Source organism: Streptomyces sp. AC602_WCS936 (assembly GCF_019049125.1).
In the GTDB taxonomy this organism is placed as follows: Bacteria; Actinomycetota; Actinomycetes; order Streptomycetales; family Streptomycetaceae; genus Streptomyces.
The window spans coordinates 519,866-540,596 of the sequence record NZ_JAGMUF010000066.1 but is presented as its reverse complement, the minus strand read 5'-3'; the positions used below and the strand labels follow the sequence as shown (position 1 = coordinate 540,596).

The window sequence follows — 20,731 nt, the reverse complement described above, 5'->3', positions numbered from 1 at the left end:
CCCATGACGCACCAGGGAACCGACGTGAGCTGGGCGCTCCGCGACCTTGTGGAGTCCATCCAGGAGATCCGCTTCGCCCTCGTGGCCTCCAGCGACGGCAAGGCCATCACCTCCTACGGCGCCGAAGACCCCGACGACGTGGACCGTTTCGCCGCCGTGGTGGCCGGACTGCAGGCGCTGGCCCAGCCGGTCGCCGAGCAGTTCCCGCAGCACGCGGGCCAGCTGCGCCTCGCGATGATCGAAGTGGACGGCGGGCACCTCTTCGTGGTCCGCGCGGGCCTGGAGACGTATCTCGGCGTCCTCGCCCGCGAAGGCCTCGACCAGGGCCTGCTCGGCCATCAGATGCGCGACCTGGCCCGCCGGATGGGTGAACTCCTCGGCACCACTCCGCGCCAGGAGGAGCACTCTGGATGAGTGCTCCCCGCCGACCGACCGACCCGTCCGGTCTCGAGCGCTACTACGTCCTCACCGGCGGGCGCAGCGGGCCGGGCGGTTCGGCGTCGACCCTCGACGTGGCGACCCTCGTCGTCTCCCGGGCCGCCCCCTTGCCGGGCATGCAGCACGAGCACGAGGAGATCCTCCGGCGCTGCCGCGAACCGCTGTCGGTGGCCGAACTCGGCGCCCACCTCCACCTGCCGTTCAACATTCTCGCGGTGCTGCTGTCCGACCTGCTCCAGGCGGGCCGCGTCGAAGCCCGTGATCCCATCCCGGCTCACGACGCCGGCCGCGGGCCCGACCTCGCGCTCCTTGAGGAGGTACTCAGTGGACTTGAAAGGCTTTGACCGACCGGGGTCACCGACGCCGGGGGAGGGGGACACCCGCTCGGTGAAGGTGATGATCGCCGGCGGCTTCGGCACGGGCAAGACCACCATGGTCCGCTCCGTCAGCGACATCAAGCCGCTGACCACCGAGGAGACCCTCACCCAGGCCAGCGCCGACGTCGACCGCCTCATCGGCGTCGCCGACAAGACGCAGACCACCGTCAGCCTGGACTTCGGCAAGATCAGCCTCAACGACACGCTGATGCTCTACCTGTTCGGCACCCCGGGCCAGGAGCGGTTCTGGTTCCTGTGGAACGGCCTGTTCAAGGGCGCGCTCGGCGCGGTGGTCCTGGTGGACACCCGGCGGCTGGCCTCCAGCTTCCGGGCGATCGAGGAGATGGAGCGGCAGAAGGTCCCCTTCGTCATCGCCCTCAACGTCTTCCCCGACTCCCGCGACTACCCGGTCGAGGAGATCCGCGACGCCCTCGACATCCCCCCGCACACCCCCGTCGTGGCCTTCGACGCCCGCGACCGCACCGCCAGCCGCGACGTGCTCGTCACCCTGATCCGGCACCTGAAGGACCGCTCGGCCGCAGCCCTGGAGCTCCGATGACCGACGACCAGACCGCGCCCGGCGCCACCGGCGGCGGCTGCCCCGTCGCCCACGGCGAGGGCGTCACCCGGCTCTACGGCCCCGAGGCGGCGACCGACCCGCACGAGATCTACGCGCGTCTGCGCGGGGAGTACGGCTCCGTCGCACCGGTGCTGCTGGAGGGCGACGTCCCCGCCTGGCTGGTGCTCGGCTACCGGGAGAACCGGCGGGTGCTGGACAACCCCCTCCAGTTCAGCCGCGACTCACGCATCTGGCGGGACTTCAGGGGCGGCCGCGTCGAGGCCACCTCACCGCTGATGCAGATGGTCGGCTGGCGCCCCGACTGCGTCTCCCAGGACGGCGAACCGCACCGCAGGCTGCGCGCGGCCGTCACCGACAACCTCTACGCCGTCGCCGGCCGCGGCATCCGCCGTCACGCCACGCACTTCGCCCACAAGCAGATCGACGCGTTCGCCGACGCGGGCCGCGCCGACCTGGTGGCCGAGTTCGCCGAGTACCTGCCGATGCTGGTCCTCACCCGCGTCTTCGGACTCGCCGAGCGGGAGGGCCGCAGCCTCGCCGAGTCCAGCAATCAGGTGATCAAGGGCGGAGCGGACGCCCTCACGCACAACGAGCGCATCATGGGCATCCTCGGCGAACTCACCGAACGCAAGCGCGCCGAACCCGGTTCCGACTTCACCTCGGGGCTCATCGAGCACCACGCCGGTCTGGACGAGGACGAGATCGTCAACCACCTCCGCCTGGTGCTGATCACCGCCCACACCACGACCAGCAACCTGCTGGCGCGGGCGCTCCAGCTCGTCCTCGGCGACCCCGCCTGGCTGTCCGGCCTGGTGAGCGGACAGCTGAACATGTCCTCGGTGGTGGAGGAGGTGATGTGGAACTCCCCGCCGCTGGCCGTGCTGCCCGGCCGGTTCGCCACCGCCGACCTGGAACTCGGCGGCTGTCCGGTCAAGGAGGGCGACCTGCTGATCCTGGGCCTCGCGGCCGGCAACCACGACCCCGAGATACGTCCCGACACCGCCGTCTCGGTCCAGGGCAACGCCTCGCACCTCGCCTTCAGCGCGGGCCCCCACGAGTGCCCGGGGCAGAACATCGGCCAGGCCATCATCGAGACCGCCGTCGACGTCCTGCTCCACCGCCTGCCCGGGCTGCGCCTGGCCGTGCCTCCGGCCGAGCTCACCTCCACCGCCTCCACCTGGGAGTCGCGGCTGGACAGCCTGCCGGTCGAGTTCGCCGTCTGACCGTTCCACCGGCCGGGCTCCGGTGGCACACCGCCGCCCGGCCGGAGGGCTCCGGCCGGGCGGCGCGCCCGTCTCACACCGTCAGCAGGTCGTCCACCGAGCCCCGTCCGGCCAGTTCGGCCGTGGCCACGGGTCCCTCCTTGGCCGCCGCGTACCGGCCGGAGGTCAGCGCCCACTCGTAGTTGCCGTTGATCCAGTGCTGGATGGCCTCCACGCCCATCGCCACCCGGGCCCGTTCCCGGTCGTCCAGACCCAGTTCGTCGCACATCCCGGGCACGCGGGCCTCCAGGGCCACGTACGCGTCGAGGCAGGCGGTCGTCATGCGGTATGCCTCGTCGGCCGCCTCCCGCCAGGAGCAGTCCCGCTCCCGGTGCAGGACGGCGATGAGGTTGTGGCCGTCCCCGCGGCGGCGCTCACGCTCGAAGGAGTGGATGTCGTTCATGAATCCGATGGTGTCCGCGGCCAGGTCCCGCAGCCGTTCCATCAGCGGATGCGCCATCGCCGCGGCGGGCACCTCGAATCCGCGGCTGCGCTCGCCGGCGTCGATGCTGTGGTGGATGCCGACCGTACGGCGCCGGAAGGCGGTGTAGTCGGCGAGGCCGAGCGTCCCGGCCCGTCCGCCGGCCGCCAGGTCGACCTCCTCGCAGTGCGCCACGAGGAACCGGCCCCAGGACGCGGAGAACCGGGACTTCCATGTCAGGGACATGCCATCCGAGAGGCGTTCCCAGACCTCCGCCCAGGCCAGGGTGATGGGGCACGTCACCCGTGGTGCGGTGCCCGCCGGGCGCAGCGGCGTGGCGATCAGTTCCCGCGCCACCTCCGCTATGCGCTCCGCACGGTCGGGACGGCTCGCGTCGAACTGGTCGTCGAAGAGGAAGGCCAGGGAGAACCAGTTCATCAGGACGACCATGTCGTCGGCCGACGCGTGCGGATAGGTGCGGGCCGCGGCCCCGGCGAGGTCCCAGGACTCGTACTCCTCGAAACCGGCCCGGCTCCGTACCAGCCCCCGCTCGCGCACCCAGCGCAGATGACGGTCACGGGCCGGGGCCAGGTGCGGGCTGACCGGGGTGTCGAAGGGGAGGTCGAACCGGACGTGCTGAGGCATGTGCTTCCTTTCGGGAGACGGAACGCAGAGTCCCCCCGCCCTGCGAGCGGGCGGCCAACGGACCGCCCGCACACTCGAACTGGGCCTCCCGGATCGAAAGTTGAACCGAGAAGCGATACGAGGCTGCCCCGACCTCAAATGATCTACACGACGCCCCGTCGTGATCTTCGTTACTGCCCGGGAGTCGTGGCACGATCGGGGCCGAGTCGATCACGACGCCGCATCAGGAGGCCCCGCAGATGACCCCGCCACCGGCCCGCAGCGCCGAGCAGCGCCGGCACGACACCCTGCACCGTCTGGATCACGACGAGGACGCCTGGGTGGCCACCGCCGACGGTGCCTCGGGCACGCCGTACCTCGTCCCCCTGTCCTTCCTCTGGAACGGCTCCTACCTGCTGTTCTCCACTCCCGCCGCCAGCCCCACCGGCCGCAACCTCGCGGCGAGCGGACGGGCGCGGGTCGGCATCGGGCCGACCCGCGACGTGGTGATGGTCGAAGGCACCGTCGAGACCGTGACCCCCGAGGAACTGCCCGAGCAGGACGCCGAGTTGTTCGCCGCCAAGACCGGCTTCGACCCGCGGGCGCTCGCCACGCCGTACCTGTACTTCCGCGTCCACCCGCAGCGCGTCCAAGCATGGCGCGAGGCCAACGAGTTGGAGGGACGCGACCTGATGCGCGAGGGCCGGTGGCTGCCGGCCGACTGATCCGGCCGGACCGGGATATCCGCAAGGTACGGGACGCGGGGCACGACCGCCCCGCGCCCGGAATCCTCCGGAGGAGACATGGCACTGGTCAACGCGGGCGTCGTGGTGCTCGACTGCGCCGAACCCGAGAAGCTCGCCGAGTTCTACAAGGGCCTGCTGGGCGCCGAGGAGAGCGATGCGACCGCCAACCGGATCGAGATCCAGGGGCCCGGCGGCTTCCGCATGGCCTTCCGCCGGGACGTCAACGCCACCCCGCCGAGCTGGCCCCGCCCCGAGAACTCCCTCCAGGTCCACCTGGACTTCGTGGTCGGTGACCTGGACGAGGCGGAGCGCGTCATCGTGGGGCTCGGCGGGCGCCCCGTGGAGGCCAAGGACCCGGCGGGCCCGCACGAGGAGCGCGGCTTCTCCGACCCGGCGGGCCACTCCTTCACCCTGCGCGGCACTCTCGCACCGACGGCGCCCAAGCAGGGCTAGGGGCTGTCGTTTGGATCAGGTCGCAGGGAAGAGACGGTGCTGGTCAGTGCCGGTGAGCGGGGGCGATGGGGGCCCCTCCCGCGCGAGCGAAGCCGAGCGTGGGGGAGCGTGCAGCTGCAAGGCGGAGGAGGGCGCCAGGGCGGAGCCCTGGCAACCGACGACAACGCGGCAGATGGGCGTACCAGACCCCGCGTCTGCGGCATGGTCCAAACGACAGCCCCTAGGGCCTGTCCGGAGGGGGCGGGTCAGTCCCGGCCGCCCTTCTCGGGGACCGGCCAGACGCCGGTCCGGCGCTCGATGGCCTTGGCGCCCGTGCGGTCCACGGCACTGCGCACCGCGGCGAAGATGGCGCCCTGGATCGCCGCGGCCAGCAGGATCTCGCCCCAGCCGCGGTCCGGGTCCAGGGCATCGGGCGCGTCGTCCTCGTGCCGGATCATCTTCCAGGTCTTCTGGAACGTCATCCCGGCCAGCGTGCCGCCCAGCCAGCCGAGCGCGAACCCGACGGGCTTGTAGGCGAGGGGGAGCTTCTTCTTTTTCTTCGCCATGGAGATCTCCTTGCTTCGTGTGCGCTGAATGGTCGTACGGATGTCCCGGATCAGGCCCTGCCTCGCACCGGCACCTCCTCGCCGGTCCGGACCGGCCCCGGCGGTGTGCCCCCGCCGAACGGTCGGCCGCCCAGTTCCTCCCGGTGATGGGGCGTGAGCCAGCCGGACAGGTCCGGGCCGAGGGGCACGATGGCGGTCGGGTTGATTCCGGTGTGCACCTGGTAGTAGTGGCGCTTGATGTGGTCGAAGTCGACGGTGTCGCCGAAACCCGGCGTCTGGAACAGGTCGCGGACGTACCCCCACAGCACCGCGTTCTCGGCCAGCTTCCAGCGGTTGCACTTGAAGTGACCGTGGTACACGGCGTCGAAGCGGACCAGCGTCGTGAACAGCCGGATGTCCGCCTCGGTGATCGTGTCACCGACGAGGTAACGCCGCCGTTCCAGGCGGGGCACCAGCTGCTCCAGGCGCCGGAACACGCCCGCGCACGCCTCCTCGTACTCCTCCTGGCCGGTGGCGAAGCCCGCCCGGTAGACCCCGTTGTTGACGTCCTCGTACACGCCCGCCATGACCTCGTCGATCTCGTCGCGCAGCGCCTCGGGGTACAGGTCGGGCGCGCCCGGCCGGTGCAGGGACGTCCACTCGGTCGCGAGGTCCAGGGTGATCTGCTGGAAGTCGTTGGTGACCAGCTTCCCGCTGGGCACGTCCACGATCGCCGGCACGCTCACGCCGCCCGGGTAGCCGGTCTCCCGCCGGTCGTAGGCCTCGCTGAGGTAGCGGATGCCGAGGACCGGGTCGCGGCCGTCGGGGTCCAGGGTGAACCGCCAGCTGCGGTCGTCCTGGACCGGGTCGGCGACCGCGAGGGACAGGGCGTCCTCCAGGCCGAGCAGCCGCCGGGAGACCAGCGCCCGGCTCGCCCACGGACAGGCCCGGCTCACCACCAGCCGGTAGCGGCCGGACGCCACCGGCCAGCCGTCCCGGCCGTCCGCGGTGATCCGGTCCGCGAAGTGGCTCCTGGACCGCTTGAACGCCTTCCTGCCGTAGCCGCTGTTGCCGGGCGTCCCGCCGTCACCGCTCATGCCACTGCCCTCCGGTCGTCCGTGTGCTCCGGTGGACGCGTTCCCCGTTTTCGGCCGTCGGCACTGGTGGGCCGCGGCGGGCCACCCGCAAGGCGGGTGTGAGCCACGCGGGTGGGGGCAGTCGGCCCCCCGTGAGCGGTACAGCGAGTGGGACAGCGACAGCGAGTGGGACAGCCTCGAAACGGACGCCGGAGCAGAAGACCGACCGCAGGACGCGCGTCACCGTGCTGGTGGCCCTGGCCGCCAACCTGGTGATCGCCGTGGCCAAGGCGGTGGGGGGCTTCCTCGCGGGATCGCCCGCCCTGCTGTCGGAGGCGGCACACTCGGTGGCCGACAGCATGAACGAGGTCTTCCTCCTCGCCGCGCTGCGCCGCAGCCGCCGGCCCGCCGACCGGCGGCACCCCTTCGGCTACGGCAAGGAACGGTTCTTCTGGTCGCTGCTGGCCGCCGTCGGCATCTTCGTCATGGGCGGCTGCTTCTCCTTCTACCAGGGCGTGGCGGCCCTGCGCACCGGCGCACAGGAGGACCTCAGCGGCTACGTGGCCGGTCTGATCGTGCTCGCGGTCGCCCTGCTCGCCGAGGGGGGCTCCCTGCTGCGCGCCCTGTACCAGGTGCGGGGCCAGGGCGGGGTCGCCGCCGGTCTGCGCGACCCGGCACTGCGCACGGTCGTCGCCGAGGACGGCACCGCGGTGCTCGGGGTGACCCTCGCCATGACCGGCATGATCCTGCACATGGTCACCGGTCAGGTCGTGTGGGAGGCCTGCGCCTCGCTCGCCATCGGCGCGCTGCTCGTGTACGTGGCCTACCGGCTGGGCCGGGAGGCACGCGACCAGCTGATCGGCGAGGCCGCCGACCCGGAGGCCAGCGGCCGGATCCGCTCGCTGCTGCGGGCGCAGCCGGAGATCGACAGCGTCGAGGCACTGTTCACCATGAAGACGGGACTCGACTCCGCCCTGGTGGCCGCCCGCGTCGACCTGATGCCGGGCCTGGACAGCGAGCGGGTGGAGGAGGTCGCCGTGCGCATCAAGCGGTCGATCGCCCACACCGTTCCCGAGGCCGAGCAGATCTTCCTCGACGTCACCGACCGGCGGGCGCGCGAGGCAGCGGAAAGCCCCGCCGCGACGGGGGAACGCGGCGGGGCCTGATCCACGTGTGCCCGGCCGGCGCCGGTCCATGCGCACCGGACCGGAAAACACGCGCCCGCCCGGCTCAGCTCCCGTCGGCCGGTTCCAGCACGAAGACCGGGATCTCGCGGTCCGTCTTCTTCTGGTAGTCCGCGTACGGCGGATACGCCGCGACGGCGCGCTCCCACCACGCGGCCTTCTCCGCGCCCGTGACCTCACGGGCCGTCATGTCCTGCTTCACCGGCCCGTCCTGGAGCTCCACACGGGGGTCGCCCTTGACGTTGTGGTACCACACCGGGTGCTTGGGTGCCCCGCCCAGGGACGCGACCACGGCGTACCGGCCCTCGTGCTCGACGCGCATCAGCGGTGTCTTGCGGATCTTGCCGCTGCGCGCTCCCCGAGTGGTCAGCACGATCACGGGCATGCCCGTGTCCAGCAGGGTCGTGCCCTTCGTACCGCCCGAGCTCTCGTAGAGCTCGACCTGTTCGCGCACCCACTGCGTCGGGCTGGGTTCGTACTCGCCGTCCAGAGGCATGGCATCCGTCCCATCGTCACGTCGTACGGCTGACTGGCACCGTGGTTCAACACCGGCCGGTGCCCGATCCATCCATACCCGCCGCCGCGCCCCGGTCCACGACCCGGCGCGCCGTCACCGCGACGGAATCCGGCGCACCGCGACGGCGGGCGGACGGCCCTATCGCGCCACGTCCGCCGTGCGCGGACGGCCCAGCGGGGGCACAGGTGTTCACCGTGCGGTGGTGCCTACGGCGATCTCCGGCCAGTCCGTCCCCACCACCGATCTGGCCGAACTTCACGTCGTCCCATAGGTGCCCGGGGCATCTAATGAAGATCGGCACGACGCACACTTCGTCTGCGAGGTCTTCCATGACGGACACCGACACGACGACGGCCGGGAACGCGACGCGACCCGTCGCCTTTCCCCAGGACCGGACCTGCCCCTACCACCCGCCCGCCGCCTACGACCCGCTGCGCGCCACCCGGCCGCTGGCCCGGATCACCCTCTTCGACGGCCGCCCGGCCTGGCTGGTGACCGGACACACCACCGCCCGCCGGCTGCTGGCCGACCCGCGGCTGTCCACCGACCGCACCCGTGACGGCTTCCCCGCCACATCCGCCCGCTTCGCCGCCGTACGCCCGCGCAGAACCGCCCTCCTGGGCGTCGACGACCCGGAGCACCGCGCCCAGCGCAAGCTGGTGCTGCCCGAGTTCACCCTCAAGCGCGCCACCGCCCTGCGCCCGCGCATCCAGCGGATCGTCGACGAACGGCTCGACGCGATGATCGCGCAGGGACCGCCCGCCGAACTCGTGTCGGCCTTCGCCCTGCCCGTGCCCTCGATGGTGATCTGCGCGCTGCTCGGAGTCCCCTACGGCGACCACGACTTCTTCGAGGAACAGTCCCGCCGCCTGCTGCGCGGCCCCGGGCCCGCCGACGTCCAGGACGCCCGCGACCGACTGGAGACCTACCTGGGCGAGCTGATCGACCGCAAGCGGCACTCGCCCGGTGAGGGCCTGCTGGATGACCTCGTCCGCAAACAGGTGGCCGAAGGGGAGTTCGACCGCGAGCAGCTCATCGCCTTCGCGGTCATCCTGCTGGTCGCCGGCCACGAGACGACCGCCAACATGATCTCGCTGGGCACCTACACCCTCCTCGGACATCCCGGGCGCCTCGCCGAGCTGCGCGCGGACCCGTCCCTGCTTCCCGGCGCGGTCGAGGAACTGATGCGCGTGCTGTCGATCGCGGACGGGCTGCTGCGCCTGGCCACCGAGGACATCGACGTGGACGGCACCACCGTCCGGGCCGGCGACGGGGTCGTCTTCTCCACCTCCGTCATCAACCGCGACGAGACCGTCTACCCCGACCCGGACGCCCTCGACTGGAACCGCCCGGCCCGGCACCACGTGGCCTTCGGCTTCGGCATCCACCAGTGCCTCGGCCAGAACCTGGCCCGCGCCGAACTGGAGATCGCCCTGCGCACCCTCTTCGACCGGCTGCCCACGCTGCGCCTGGCCGCCCCGCCGCAGGAGATCCCCTTCAAACCCGGCGACACGATCCAGGGGATGCTCGAACTCCCCGTGGCCTGGTAGGAGGCTGACGGCCATGAACATGAACATGGGCATGGACATCGCCATCGACAAGGACACCTGCATCGGCGCGGGCCAGTGCGCCCTGACCGCCCCGGACGTGTTCGCCCAGGACGACGACGGGTACAGCACGGTACGGCCCGGAGCGGAGGACGGCGGCAGCGCCCTGGTGCGGGAGGCGGCCCGGGCGTGCCCGGTCGGCGCCATCAGCGTGTCGGAGCGGGTGGGCTGAGACCGGGCACCGCCACCCGCTGTCGGTTCAGTAGGGTTCCCGGGTGAGCGAACAGGCCCGGAACACCGAGGAAGCCGACGAGCCGGCGACGAACGAGGGCGGCGGGACGTCCGAGGAGCCCCGGAAGCCGTTCCTGTACGTCGTCGTCTGCGCCGCCGGAGTGGCCTCCGGGGTCGGTCAGCTGATCACCGCCGCGCACCGGCGCGGCTGGGAGGTCGGCGTCTTCGCGACTCCGGTCGCCCTGAACGGCTTCTTCGACACCGCCGCCGTCGAGGAGCGGACCGGGCGGCCCATCCGGTCGGCCTGGCGCCGGCCCGGCGAGCCGCGCCCCTTCCCGGCGCCGGACGCCGTGGTGGTCGCGCCGGCCACCTTCAACACGGTGAACAAGTGGGCCGCCGGGATCGCCGACAACCTCGCCCTGGCCACCCTGTGCGAGGCGTGCGGCCTCGGCGTCCCCGTCGCCGTCCTGCCGTGCGTCGCCGACGCGCTGGCCTCCCACCCCGCGTACCGGGAGAGCCTGACCCGGCTGCGCGGGACGGGCGTGCGCTTCGGCGACCCGTACGCGGGGGAGGGCGAGGACGGCGGCCGGCCCGAGTTCGCCTGGGAGCGGGCACTGGACCTGCTCGAACGGGGCTGACCCGCCCCCGCTTCGAGCCCGCGCGAAGACGTACGCTCGCTCCTGGTACTGATGATCCCGAAGACAGGAGCAGCAACGATGCAGTACGTGAAGCTCGGTTCGACGGGCCTGGAGGTGTCGCGGATCTGCCTGGGCTGCATGACGTACGGCGTTCCCGACCGGGGCACCCACGAGTGGACCCTCGACGAGGCGGCCTCGCGCCCGCTGATCCGGCAGGCGCTGGAGGCGGGCATCACCTTCTTCGACACGGCCAACGTCTACTCCGACGGCACCAGCGAGGAGATCGTCGGCAAGGCCCTCGCCGACTTCGCCCGCCGGGACGACATCGTGCTGGCGACCAAGGTCAACGGCCGGATGCGGCCCGGGCCCAACGGCGCCGGACTGTCCCGCAAGGCGATCATGACGGAGATCGACCACAGCCTGAGGCGCCTGGGCACCGACTACGTCGACCTCTACCAGATCCACCGCTTCGACCCGCACACGCCGGTCGAGGAGACGATGGAGGCGCTGCACGACCTGGTCAGGGCCGGCAAGGTCCGCTACGTCGGGGCCAGTTCGATGTACGCCTGGCAGTTCTCCAAGATGCAGTACACCGCCGAGCGCCACGGCTGGACCAAGTTCGTCTCCATGCAGAACCACTACAACCTCCTCTACCGCGAGGAGGAGCGCGAGATGCTGCCGCTCTGCGCCGACCAGGGCGTCGGCGTGCTGCCCTGGAGCCCGCTCGCCCGCGGCCGGCTCACCCGCGACTGGGACACGGCCACCGAGCGCAGCGCCACCGACAACTTCGGCAGCACGCTCTACCAGGAAGGCGACCGGGCCGTGGTCGAGGCGGTCACCCGCATCGCCGGCGACCGCGGCGTGCCGCGTGCCCGGGTGGCCCTCGCCTGGCTGCTGCACCGGGACACGGTGACCGCGCCGATCATCGGCGCGTCGAAGCCGGGTCACCTCGAGGACGCCGTGGCGGCGGTCGAACTGGCGCTCACCGAGAAGGAGATCGAGGAGCTGGAGCGGCCTTACGCGCCGCACCCGATCGCCGGGCACTGACCCCCCGGCCGGGCCCCGGTTGTCTCAGGGGCCCGTGCCGGGTTCGAGGGCGGTGACCTCCACGGACGACTCGTTGCCGCCCACCGGGACTTCACCGGCCGTCCACTTCACCTTGATCGGGTCGTGTTCGTCCGGCGGCGTCACCAGCAGCGCCGCCGGTGTGGCGGTGCGGGCGCCGCTGATCTGCGGGCTGGAGAACGACAGGCCCGCCCAGGCGCTCTTCCCCGGGGCCAGCGTGACCGTCTCCGGGGAGGCGGTCACGCGTTCCGGGTCCGGGCCCAGCTGCTCGCCGGAGGCGTCGACGAAGGCGGCGCCCGGGTAGCCGTACAGGGTGCAGGTGCTCTCGGAGGTGTTGGTCAGCACGATCGGGAAGTTCCGCTGACCGGCTCCCGGGTTCACGCGGCCGACCGCGGCGCGCAGTTCGGAGGTGTGGCAGCGGCCGTCGGTGCGGGCGGAGGCGGAGGCGGAACCGGCGGTGTCGCTGGGTGCCGCGGTCGCCGCCGGGGTGGTGGCGGTGCCGGATGCCGTGCCGGTGGCCGCACCGGTCGTGCGGGGAGCCTTGGTGGGCTGCGGGGCACTCGACGTACCGCTTTCGGTTCCGCAGGCGCCCACCAGGCCGAGGAGCGCGACCGCGCTCGCCAGCAGGGCGGTGCGGCGTACGGGCCGTGACGTGTTGGCCATCGCTTCTCCACACTCCCGTCGGTTTCTCGCGCGGGACTGCCGCGCGGGGCGGCACGATAGGCCCCGTGGGTTCGAGTGTCCCGCGGCACCGGCCGGGAAACGAGGGGCGCGGATTCCCCGGGGGCACTGCCCGGCGCCCGCGCGTGATCCATGGCGCGCGCCCGGCGGGTTCACTCCTCGTCGAGCAGATCCAGCTCCGCCCAGATGGTCTTGCCCTCGGTCGTGTGCCGGCTGCCCCAGCGCTGGGTGAGCTGCGCGACCAGCAGCAGCCCGCGCCCGCCCTCGTCCCAGGTCTTGGCGCGGCGCAGATGGGGCGCCGTGTGACTGGTGTCGGAGACCTCGCAGATCAGGGTGGCCGTGTCGTGGATCAGCCGGAGCCGGATGGGCGGGGAGCCGTACCGGATGGCGTTGGTGACCAGCTCGCTCACCACCAGCTCGGCGGTGAAGGACGCCTCCAGCAGGGCCCAGGAGGACAGCTGCTCGACGACCTGCTTGCGGACGGGCGCGACCAGCGACGGGTCGGCCGGGATGTCCCAGGTGGCGACCTGGCCGGCGGGCAGCCCCCGGGTGCGGGCCAGCAGCAGCGCCGCGTCGTCGGCGGCGCCGCCCGGCGGCAGCAGCGCGTGCAGGACCCGGTCGCAGGCCGCGTCCAGCGACTCGGCGGGTCCGGCGAGGGCCTCGCGCAGCAGCGCCTGACCGCTGTCGGCGTCCCGGTCCCGACTCTCGATCAGCCCGTCAGTGCACAGCGCCAGCACGCTGCCCTCGCGCAGCTCCAGCTCGGCGGACTCGAACGGCAGCCCGCCCACCCCCAGCGGCGGGCCCGAGGGCAGCTCGATCTGCCGGGGCGGGCCGTCCGGCGGGACCAGGACGGGCGGCGGATGTCCGGCGCGGGCCAGGGAGCAGCGCCGCGACACCGGGTCGTAGACCGCGTAGAGGCAGGTGGCGCCGACCTCGCCGGCGCCGTTGTCGCCGGATTCCTCGGAGAGCCGGACGACCAGGTCGTCGAGGTGGGTGAGGAGTTCGTCGGGCGTCAGGTCGATGTCGGCGAGGGTGCGCACGGCGGTGCGCAGCCGGCCCATGGTGGCCGAGGCCTGGATGCCGTGGCCGACGACGTCCCCGACGACCATGGCGACCCGCATCCCGGACAGCGGGATCACGTCGAACCAGTCGCCGCCGACCCCGGAGCGCGCCGCCGGGAGGTAGCGGGAGGCGGCCTCCACGGCGGCGGTGGGCGGCAGCCAGCGGGGGAGCAGGCTGCGCTGCAGGGTCAGCGTCGTCTCGCGCTCGCGGGAGTAGCGGCGGGCGTTGTCGATGCAGACGGCGGCGCGGGCGGTGACCTCCTCGGCCAGCAGCCGGTCGTCGTCGGTGAACGGGTACGGCCGCCGGAACCGCGTGAACACCGCGACGCCGAGGGTGGTGCCGCGGGCCTGCAGCGGCACGGACATCGTGGAGTGGATGCCGTACTCCTCGACCCGCCGGACCCGTACGGGGTCCCACTGACGCCACCGCTCCAGGTCGCCGGAGGGCACCGCGGCCACGATCGCGCGCCCGGCGGCCAGACACTCGGCCTGGGGCGAGCCGGCCGGGTAGAAGTCCAGCCGGCCGGGCTCGGCGACGGCCTCCGGGCAGCCCGGGTTGACCGACTGGTGGGCCGAGCGGCGCAGGCCCACCGGTGGGGCGGGCACGGCGGGGGGCTCGTCCCCGTGCTCCTGGGGGTCCAGCAGGTCGACGCTCACGAAGTCGGCGAGCGTGGGCACGCACACGTCCGCCAGCTCCTGTGCCGTCCGGGTCACGTCGAGCGTGGTGCCGATGCGCACACTGGCCTCGTTGACCAGTTGCAGCCGCTCCCGCGCCAGGTGCTGCTCGGTGAAGTCGTGGGCGCTCACACAGATGCCGCGCACCTGGCCGTCGGTGTCGGTGAGGGGCGCGACGCGGGCGTGCCAGGCGTGGGCCCGGCTCTCCCCGGTGGCCTTCAGGTGGGTGTGCATGTCGTGCCCGCGGCCGGTGGCGAGCACCTGGCGCATGTGCCGTTCGAGTTCCGTGTGCTGCGTCCGGCTGCCGATGTCGGTGGGCCGCAGTCCGCGCAGCCGGTCGGCCGGCAGCCCGAGCAGCCGTGCCATGGCGTCGTTGACGCCGCGCAGCCGGAGCCGGTCGTCGAAGATCATCGTGGCGCAGGGCGACTGGGTGAGGGCCGCCCTGACCAGCGGGTCGTCGGGGTGCTCGGGACCCTGGTACAGCGGGGCCACGGCGAGCCAGGTACCCGGGCCGCCGTCCCCGGACGGTCTGCGGTGGGCGAGCACCCACACCGGCACCGCCCGCCCGTCGCGGTGCCGCAGCGCGAGGGTGCCGCTCCATCTCTCGTCACCGGGGCCGGGCGCGACGCCTTCCGCGCCGCCGGCCAGCAACCCGGCCGCGGGGCGCCCCACGACGTCGGCGGCCGAGTGGCCCAGCAGCAGCCGCGCGCCCTCGTTCCACTCCCGCAGGGTGCCGGAGTCGTCGACGACTGCGCGGGCCGTGGCGGCATCGTCGGACGGGTTGACCGGACTCATCGTCGCCACTCCATTGCGCACACCCACAGTGAACAGCGCGTCACCTGAGCCCAAGCGTAGTGCGTCCGGGGCTCGTACGGACCGGAACCGACGGTCTCGCACAGCCGAGAACCCGCCGTCCGCGGCCCGGGACCACCGAGCGGGTCGTGCCGCCCGGGATAGAAAGTGCTTTCCGTGCCCTTGACGGGCGCGTGTGGCGGGACGTCAGAATCTGTTTGTTCACGATCAGTTGTGAGTACTTCTGAGCCCTGCCGGGCCTGATGAGGGAGATTCGTCATGACGGTCACACGCAGATCGGTCCTGATCGCCTCCGCAGCCGCACCGGCGGCCGGGGCCCTGCTGGGCGCCCCCTCGGCGTGGGCCGCGGACGTGACGGGAAGCGGTGCGGGACGCGCCGCCGTCCCCCTGCGCGACGGCTGGCGCTTCCTGCTGGTCGACCCCGACGGCGGCGCCGAGGACCTCACCGGTGCCGCCGACCCGGCGTACGACGACTCGGCGTGGCGCGAGGTCGCCGTGCCGCACGACTGGAGCATCGAGCAGACGCCCACCACCGAGCACGGCACCACCAGCGGCACCGGCTTCCTGCCGGGCGGACTCGGCTGGTACCGCCTCGCCTTCACCCTGCCGCCCGCCCTCGCCGGCAAGCGGATCTCGGTGGAGTTCGACGGCGTCTACATGGACGCCGTCGTCCACTGCAACGGCCGGGAGGCGGGCCGCCACCCCTACGGCTACACCGGCTTCGCCCTCGACCTCACCGGCCTGCTGCACACCGACGGCCGCACCGAGAACGTCCTCGCGGTCCGGGTCCGCAACCGGCTGCCGTCCAGCCGCTGGTACTCCGGCAGCGGCATCTACCGCGAGGCCCGCCTCGTCGTCACCGAGCCGGTGCACGTACGGCGCTGGGGCACGTACGTCACCACGCCCCGGGTGAGCGAGGAGCGCGCCGTCGTCCGGGTGGAGACGAACGTCGTGAACGCCTCCGGCACCGCCCGCGAGGTCGAGGTCCACTCGACGGTCGAGGACGCCGACGGGCGCACGGTCGCCCGCGCGGCCTCCACGGCCGACGTCACCGGCGGGGCGAGCGAGGTCCACGAACTCACCGTCGCCCGCCCCCGCCGGTGGGACTTCGCGGACCCGCACCGCTACACGCTGCACACCGAACTGCGCGTCGGCGGGCGGACCGTCGACACCTACCGCACCCCGTTCGGCATCCGCACCTTCCACGTCGACCCCGACGAGGGCTTCCACCTCAACGGCGCCCACGCCAAGATCAAGGGCGTGGACCTGCACCACGACCTCGGCGCGCTCGGCGCCGCCGTCAGCGTCGACGCGATCCGCCGCCAGATGACCATCATGAAGTCGATGGGCGTCAACGCCTTCCGCACCTCCCACAACCCGCCCTCCCCGGAGATGATCGAGGTCTGCGAGGAGATGGGCATCATCATGCTGGTGGAGGCCTTCGACTGCTGGCGCACCGGCAAGAACCGCTACGACTACGGCCGGTTCTTCGACGAGTGGTGCGAGCGGGACGCCACCGAGATGGTCCTGGCGGCCCGCAACTCGCCCGCCGTCGTCATGTGGTCCATCGGCAACGAGGTCCCCGACTCCACGTCCACCGCGGGACTCGCCATGGCCGACCGGGTCATCGACGCCATCCGCGCCGCCGACGACACCCGCCCGCTCGTCATCGGCTCCGACAAATACCGCCGGATGCCCGCCAAGGGCTCCGCCGCCGACCTGATGCTGGCCAGGCTCGACGGCCTCGGCCTCAACTACAACACCGCCAAGTCGGTGGACGACCTGCACGCGGCCTACCCGCACCTGTTCCTCTTCGAGTCCGAGTCGTCGTCCGAGACCTCCACCCGGGGCACCTACCAGGAACCCGAACACCTCAACACCGGCGAGAACCACACCCCGGGCGGGCGCGCCACCTCGTCCTACGACAACAACCTCGCCTCGTGGACCATGAGCGGCGAGTACGGGCACAAGAAGGACCGGGACCGGAAGTGGTTCGCCGGCCAGTTCCTGTGGTCCGGCATCGACTACATCGGGGAGCCGACGCCGTACGACGTCTTCCCGGTCAAGGCCTCCTTCTTCGGCGCGGTCGACACCGCCGGATTCCCGAAGGACATGTACCACCTGTTCCGCAGCCAGTGGACGGACGAGCCGATGGTCCACCTGCTGCCGGCGACCTGGAACCACCGCGAGGGCGATACCGTCGAGGTCTGGGCGTACGCCAACGTCGACACCGTCGAACTGTTCCTGAACGGCAGGTCCCTCGGCACCCGCGTCTTCAACACCAAGGAGACCGTCGACGGCCGCACCTACCTGGAGACCACCGAGGCCACCGGCGACGACAAGACCTTCACCGACGGCCCCTACCCCGGCAGTTACACCAGCCCCAACGGCAGCGCGGGCAAGCTCCACCTGACCTGGAAGGTGCCCTTCGAACCGGGCGAGCTGAAGGCCGTCGCCCGGCGGGACGGGCGCAGGGTCGCCACCGACGTCCTGCGCACCGCCGGCGCCCCGCACGCCGTACGCCTCACCCCGGACCGCGAGAGCGTCGCCGCGGACGGCCGCTCCCTGGTCTTCGTCACCGCCGAGGTGGTCGACCGGCGCGGCGTGGTGGTGCCCGGCGCCGAGCACCTGATCTCCTTCGACGTCGCAGGCGGCTCCCTCGCCGGGCTGGACAACGGCCGCCAGGAGAGCGCCGAGCGCTATCAGGCCAGTACGCGCACCGCCTTCCACGGCAAGGCCCTCGCCATCGTGCGCTCCGGCACCCGGGCGGGCCTACTCCGGGTGACCGCGCGGGCGGACGGGCTGCGCACCGGCACGGCGAGCGTGCGCGCGAGGCGTTCCGAAGACCCGGCGACCACACCGGCCCCCGCCTTCCGGCCGGACCACCCGGCGCCCGTGGACCACCCGCACGCCGACGCGAGCTACTCCGGCCGGCCCGACACGCTCCCCGCGGCGATGCTGGATGGCGACCCGGCCACCGGCTGGTCCAACGGTTTCCACAAGGCGGCCACCGCCCTGCTGCCCGCCTTCGACGGGGCCCGCGCCGAGGACTGGGTGTCGGTCGACCACGGCCGCAGGCGCACCTACGAACGGGTCGAGGTCTCGTTCACCGTGGACGCCGCGCACACCCTGCCCGCGACGGTCGGGGTCGCCGTCCGGGACGGCCGTGCCTGGCGCGCGGCCGAGGACGTACGGATCGACTGGGCCGCGGCGTCCGACGAGCCGACCGTCATCACCTTCGGCGCGGTACGCGGCTCCGGCATCCGCCTCACCCTGACCAGCCGTCACCCCGGCGAGCCCAGGGGCGCGGTCCGCATCAGCCGCCTGGAGGCGCCCGCCGCCTGAGCCGTCGCGAGCGGTCCGGACCGGAACATGTCCCGTCCGGACCGTTGACGGCGTGTCATGTCTGCCACAAGCATGTCTGCGACCGGACTTTGGGAGCGCTCCCATTCGGATGTACCTCATCCGGCGGACGCTTCCGTCCCACGTGAGCGCCACTCGTACCTCCCCCGAGGAGCCCAGACGTGAAAAGACGCAGAACCGCGCTCGTCTCCCTGACCGCGCTGCTGGCGGCGGCCGTCACCGCGCTGCCCGCCGCACCGGCCGGCGCCGAGGAGACCGAGCAGGTCAAGAACGGCACCTTCGACAACGGCACCGAGTCCTGGTGGGCCAGCAGCAACGTCACCGCGGCCGTGACCGACGGCCGGCTGTGCGCCGACGCCCCCGGCGGCACCACCAACCGCTGGGACGCGGCCGTCGGCCAGAACGACATCACCCTGGTCGCGGGGGAGTCGTACCGCTTCTCCTTCACCGCGACCGGCACGCCCGCCGACCACGTGGTCCGGGCGATCGTGGGCCTGTCGGTGTCCCCGTACGACACCTACCACGAGGTCAGTCCGCAGCTCAGCGTCTCCGGCAACACCTACTCCTACACCTTCACCTCGCCCGTCGACACCACCCAGGGCCAGGTCGGCTTCCAGCTCGGCGGCACACCCGACGCCTGGCGGTTCTGCGTGGACGACGTGTCGCTGCTGGGCGGTGTGGCGCCCGAGCCGTACGTGCCGGACACCGGGCCGCGCGTCCGGGTCAACCAGGTCGGCTACCTGCCGTCCGGCCCGAAGAACGCCACCCTCGTCACCGACGAGACCACGCGCCTGCGCTGGCAGCTGAAGAACGAACACGGCCGGGTCGTCGCCCACGGCTGGAGCAGGCCGCGCGGTGTCGACGCCTCCTCCGGGCAGAACGTCCACTCGATCGACTTCGGCCGCCACAAGAAGCGCGGCGAGGGCTACACCCTGGTCGCCGACGGGGAGACCAGCCGTCCCTTCGACATCGGCACGGCCGCCTACGAGCGGCTGCGCACCGACTCCGCGAAGTACTACTACACGCAGCGCAGCGGCACCCCGATCAGCGACGAGCTGCGCCCGGGCTACGGCCGCCCCGCCGGGCACGTGGGCGTGGCACCCAACCAGGGCGACACCGAGGTGCCCTGCCAGCCCGGCGTGTGCGACTACACGCTCGACGTCTCCGGCGGCTGGTACGACGCCGGCGACCACGGCAAGTACGTCGTCAACGGCGGCATCTCCACCTGGGAGCTGCTCAGCACCTACGAGCGCTCGCTGCACGCCCGCACGGGCGAGCCGTCGAAGCTCGGCGACGGCACTCTCGGCATCCCCGAGAGCGGCAACGGAGTGCCGGACATCCTCGACGAGGTTCGCTGGGAGCTGGACTTCCTGCTGAAGATGCAGGTGCCTGAGGGGCAGCCGCTGGCCGGCATGGCCCACCACAAGATCCACGACGAGGCGTGGACCGGGCTGCCGCTGCTGCCCAGCGACGACCCGCAGAAGCGCGAGCTGCACCCGCCGACCACCGCGGCGACCCTCAATCTGGCCGCGACAGCAGCCCAGGCGGCCCGCCTCTACCGCCCCTACGACCGGGAGTTCGCCGCGAAGGCGCTCGACGCGGCCCGCACGGCGTGGACGGCGGCGCTGGCCCACCCGGACGTGCTCGCCGACGAGAGCGACGGCATCGGCGGCGGCGCCTACCCCGACAGCCAGGTCCAGGACGAGTTCTACTGGGCGGCGGCCGAGCTGTACCTGACGACGGGGGAGCGGGACTTCAAGGAGTACGTACTGGACTCCCCGGTCCACACCGCCGACATCTTCGGCCCGCTCGGCTTCGACTGGGCCCGCACAGCGGCGGCGGCCCGGCTCGACCTGGCGACCGTCCCGAACCGGCTCCCCGGCCGGGACAAGGTCCGCCGCTCCGTCGTCCAGGGCGCCGACCAGTACCTGGCCACGCTCAAGGCCCACCCGTACGGCATGCCCTACGCCCCCGAGGACAACGTCTACGACTGGGGCTCCAGCCACCAGATCCTCAACAACGCCGTCGTCCTCGCCACCGCCTACGACATCACCGGCGCCTCGAAGTACCGCGACGGCGCGCTCCAGAGCATGGACTACATCCTGGGCCGCAACGCGCTCAACATGTCGTACGTCACCGGCTACGGCGAGGTCAACGCGCACAACCAGCACAGCCGCTGGTACGCCAAGCAGCTGGACCCGACGCTGCCCGCCCCGCCCGACGGCACCCTGTCCGGCGGGCCGAACTCGAACATCCAGGACCCCTACGCACAGAGCAAACTCCAGGGCTGTGTCGCCCAGTTCTGCTTCATCGACGACATCCAGTCGTGGTCGACCAACGAGCACACCATCAACTGGAACGCCGCACTGGCCCGGATGGCCTCCTTCGTGGCGGACCAGGGCTGACCCCGCACTCGCCCCGCACGCCTCCTGCGGTACCGCTGCACCACCGGCCT

19 protein-coding genes are annotated in these 20,731 nt (G+C 72.4%); 13 read left to right on the top strand and 6 right to left on the bottom strand.

Annotated elements, in window-relative coordinates; genetic code table 11:
• Nucleotides 1-3: 3 nt before the first annotated feature.
• Genes KUM03_RS24310 through KUM03_RS24295 form a run of 4 tightly spaced genes read left to right on the top strand, consistent with a single transcriptional unit; the run spans nt 4 to nt 2,618 of the window.
• Nucleotides 4-414, top strand: coding sequence for a roadblock/LC7 domain-containing protein (locus tag KUM03_RS24310; protein ID WP_019327713.1), 411 nt, complete (start codon nt 4-6; stop codon nt 412-414).
• Nucleotides 411-782 (top strand): DUF742 domain-containing protein, encoded by a 372-nt coding sequence (locus tag KUM03_RS24305; protein ID WP_043384375.1) that lies wholly within the window; start codon nt 411-413, stop codon nt 780-782. Before KUM03_RS24310 ends, KUM03_RS24305 begins: the two co-directional genes overlap by 4 nt.
• The gene (locus tag KUM03_RS24300; protein ID WP_217251400.1) at nt 763-1,374 is read left to right on the top strand and encodes an ATP/GTP-binding protein; all 612 of its coding nucleotides are present in this window, start codon (nt 763-765) and stop codon (nt 1,372-1,374) included. Before KUM03_RS24305 ends, KUM03_RS24300 begins: the two co-directional genes overlap by 20 nt.
• Nucleotides 1,371-2,618 carry a cytochrome P450 gene (locus KUM03_RS24295; protein ID WP_217251399.1) on the top strand — a complete coding sequence of 416 codons (1,248 nt, stop codon included), beginning with the start codon at nt 1,371-1,373 and terminating at the stop codon, nt 2,616-2,618. Before KUM03_RS24300 ends, KUM03_RS24295 begins: the two co-directional genes overlap by 4 nt.
• A gap of 73 nt (nt 2,619-2,691) precedes the next feature.
• On the opposite strand, the gene KUM03_RS24290 is transcribed toward KUM03_RS24295, so the two are convergent.
• On the bottom strand, nt 2,692-3,723 hold the full coding sequence (locus KUM03_RS24290) for a 7-epi-alpha-eudesmol synthase (protein WP_217251398.1): 1,032 nt from the start codon (nt 3,721-3,723) through the stop codon (nt 2,692-2,694).
• A 239-nt stretch (nt 3,724-3,962) separates the two neighbouring features.
• On the opposite strand from KUM03_RS24290, the gene KUM03_RS24285 reads away from it, so the two are divergent.
• Together KUM03_RS24285 and KUM03_RS24280 are read left to right on the top strand one after the other, a co-directional pair.
• Nucleotides 3,963-4,427, top strand: coding sequence for a pyridoxamine 5'-phosphate oxidase family protein (locus tag KUM03_RS24285; RefSeq protein WP_217251397.1), 465 nt, complete (start codon nt 3,963-3,965; stop codon nt 4,425-4,427).
• 78 nt (nt 4,428-4,505) lie between these two features.
• Nucleotides 4,506-4,901 carry a VOC family protein gene (locus tag KUM03_RS24280; protein ID WP_217251396.1) on the top strand — a complete coding sequence of 132 codons (396 nt, stop codon included), beginning with the start codon at nt 4,506-4,508 and terminating at the stop codon, nt 4,899-4,901.
• A 245-nt stretch (nt 4,902-5,146) separates the two neighbouring features.
• On the opposite strand, the gene KUM03_RS24275 is transcribed toward KUM03_RS24280, so the two are convergent.
• The gene (locus tag KUM03_RS24275; RefSeq protein ID WP_217251395.1) at nt 5,147-5,446 is read right to left on the bottom strand and encodes a DUF4235 domain-containing protein; all 300 of its coding nucleotides are present in this window, start codon (nt 5,444-5,446) and stop codon (nt 5,147-5,149) included.
• Nucleotides 5,447-5,496: 50 nt separating this feature from the next.
• Nucleotides 5,497-6,522: a glutathione S-transferase family protein gene (locus tag KUM03_RS24270; protein ID WP_217251394.1), complete on the bottom strand. Its 1,026-nt coding sequence runs from the start codon at nt 6,520-6,522 to the stop codon at nt 5,497-5,499.
• A gap of 224 nt (nt 6,523-6,746) precedes the next feature.
• Between KUM03_RS24270 and KUM03_RS24265 the strand changes: the two genes are divergently transcribed.
• On the top strand, nt 6,747-7,667 hold the full coding sequence (locus tag KUM03_RS24265) for a cation diffusion facilitator family transporter (RefSeq protein WP_217251393.1): 921 nt from the start codon (nt 6,747-6,749) through the stop codon (nt 7,665-7,667).
• Between the two features lie 64 nt (nt 7,668-7,731).
• On the opposite strand, the gene KUM03_RS24260 is transcribed toward KUM03_RS24265, so the two are convergent.
• A complete protein-coding gene (locus KUM03_RS24260) occupies nt 7,732-8,181 on the bottom strand; it encodes a nitroreductase family deazaflavin-dependent oxidoreductase (RefSeq protein WP_217251392.1) in 450 nt (149 codons plus the stop codon).
• A gap of 350 nt (nt 8,182-8,531) precedes the next feature.
• On the opposite strand from KUM03_RS24260, the gene KUM03_RS24255 reads away from it, so the two are divergent.
• The 4 genes from KUM03_RS24255 (at nt 8,532) to KUM03_RS24240 (ending at nt 11,665) form a co-directional block, all read left to right on the top strand.
• Complete coding sequence (locus tag KUM03_RS24255) at nt 8,532-9,752, top strand: cytochrome P450 (RefSeq protein WP_217251391.1); 1,221 nt, start codon at nt 8,532-8,534, stop codon at nt 9,750-9,752.
• 31 nt (nt 9,753-9,783) lie between these two features.
• Nucleotides 9,784-9,981 (top strand): ferredoxin, encoded by a 198-nt coding sequence (locus tag KUM03_RS24250; protein WP_217251444.1) that lies wholly within the window; start codon nt 9,784-9,786, stop codon nt 9,979-9,981.
• Nucleotides 9,982-10,024: 43 nt separating this feature from the next.
• Nucleotides 10,025-10,618 carry a flavoprotein gene (locus KUM03_RS24245; protein WP_217251390.1) on the top strand — a complete coding sequence of 198 codons (594 nt, stop codon included), beginning with the start codon at nt 10,025-10,027 and terminating at the stop codon, nt 10,616-10,618.
• 78 nt (nt 10,619-10,696) lie between these two features.
• Nucleotides 10,697-11,665, top strand: coding sequence for an aldo/keto reductase (locus KUM03_RS24240; protein ID WP_217251389.1), 969 nt, complete (start codon nt 10,697-10,699; stop codon nt 11,663-11,665).
• Nucleotides 11,666-11,689: 24 nt separating this feature from the next.
• Here the strand turns inward: KUM03_RS24240 and KUM03_RS24235 are convergent, their stop codons facing one another.
• On the bottom strand, nt 11,690-12,346 hold the full coding sequence (locus KUM03_RS24235; RefSeq protein WP_217251388.1) for a DUF4232 domain-containing protein: 657 nt from the start codon (nt 12,344-12,346) through the stop codon (nt 11,690-11,692).
• Between the two features lie 170 nt (nt 12,347-12,516).
• On the bottom strand, nt 12,517-14,895 hold the full coding sequence (locus KUM03_RS24230) for a SpoIIE family protein phosphatase (RefSeq protein WP_217251387.1): 2,379 nt from the start codon (nt 14,893-14,895) through the stop codon (nt 12,517-12,519).
• Nucleotides 14,896-15,171: 276 nt separating this feature from the next.
• Between KUM03_RS24230 and KUM03_RS24225 the strand changes: the two genes are divergently transcribed.
• Nucleotides 15,172-18,258, top strand: coding sequence for a glycoside hydrolase family 2 TIM barrel-domain containing protein (locus tag KUM03_RS24225; protein WP_217251386.1), 3,087 nt, complete (start codon nt 15,172-15,174; stop codon nt 18,256-18,258).
• A gap of 179 nt (nt 18,259-18,437) precedes the next feature.
• Complete coding sequence (locus tag KUM03_RS24220) at nt 18,438-20,681, top strand: glycoside hydrolase family 9 protein (protein ID WP_217251385.1); 2,244 nt, start codon at nt 18,438-18,440, stop codon at nt 20,679-20,681.
• Nucleotides 20,682-20,731 lie beyond the last annotated feature (50 nt).

Excerpts from the sequence above, each read along its gene's own strand:
- KUM03_RS24310 (WP_019327713.1), top strand. The coding sequence starts at position 4 with ATGACGCACCAGGGAACCGACGTGAGCTGGGCGCTCCGCGACCTTGTG.
- KUM03_RS24305 (WP_043384375.1), top strand. The coding sequence starts at position 411 with ATGAGTGCTCCCCGCCGACCGACCGACCCGTCCGGTCTCGAGCGCTAC.
- KUM03_RS24295 (WP_217251399.1), top strand. The coding sequence starts at position 1,371 with ATGACCGACGACCAGACCGCGCCCGGCGCCACCGGCGGCGGCTGCCCC.
- KUM03_RS24290 (WP_217251398.1), bottom strand. The coding sequence starts at position 3,723 with ATGCCTCAGCACGTCCGGTTCGACCTCCCCTTCGACACCCCGGTCAGC.
- KUM03_RS24285 (WP_217251397.1), top strand. The coding sequence starts at position 3,963 with ATGACCCCGCCACCGGCCCGCAGCGCCGAGCAGCGCCGGCACGACACC.
- KUM03_RS24280 (WP_217251396.1), top strand. The coding sequence starts at position 4,506 with ATGGCACTGGTCAACGCGGGCGTCGTGGTGCTCGACTGCGCCGAACCC.
- KUM03_RS24275 (WP_217251395.1), bottom strand. The coding sequence starts at position 5,446 with ATGGCGAAGAAAAAGAAGAAGCTCCCCCTCGCCTACAAGCCCGTCGGG.
- KUM03_RS24270 (WP_217251394.1), bottom strand. The coding sequence starts at position 6,522 with ATGAGCGGTGACGGCGGGACGCCCGGCAACAGCGGCTACGGCAGGAAG.
- KUM03_RS24260 (WP_217251392.1), bottom strand. The coding sequence starts at position 8,181 with ATGCCTCTGGACGGCGAGTACGAACCCAGCCCGACGCAGTGGGTGCGC.
- KUM03_RS24255 (WP_217251391.1), top strand. The coding sequence starts at position 8,532 with ATGACGGACACCGACACGACGACGGCCGGGAACGCGACGCGACCCGTC.
- KUM03_RS24250 (WP_217251444.1), top strand. The coding sequence starts at position 9,784 with ATGGACATCGCCATCGACAAGGACACCTGCATCGGCGCGGGCCAGTGC.
- KUM03_RS24240 (WP_217251389.1), top strand. The coding sequence starts at position 10,697 with ATGCAGTACGTGAAGCTCGGTTCGACGGGCCTGGAGGTGTCGCGGATC.
- KUM03_RS24235 (WP_217251388.1), bottom strand. The coding sequence starts at position 12,346 with ATGGCCAACACGTCACGGCCCGTACGCCGCACCGCCCTGCTGGCGAGC.
- KUM03_RS24230 (WP_217251387.1), bottom strand. The coding sequence starts at position 14,895 with ATGAGTCCGGTCAACCCGTCCGACGATGCCGCCACGGCCCGCGCAGTC.
- KUM03_RS24225 (WP_217251386.1), top strand. The coding sequence starts at position 15,172 with ATGACGGTCACACGCAGATCGGTCCTGATCGCCTCCGCAGCCGCACCG.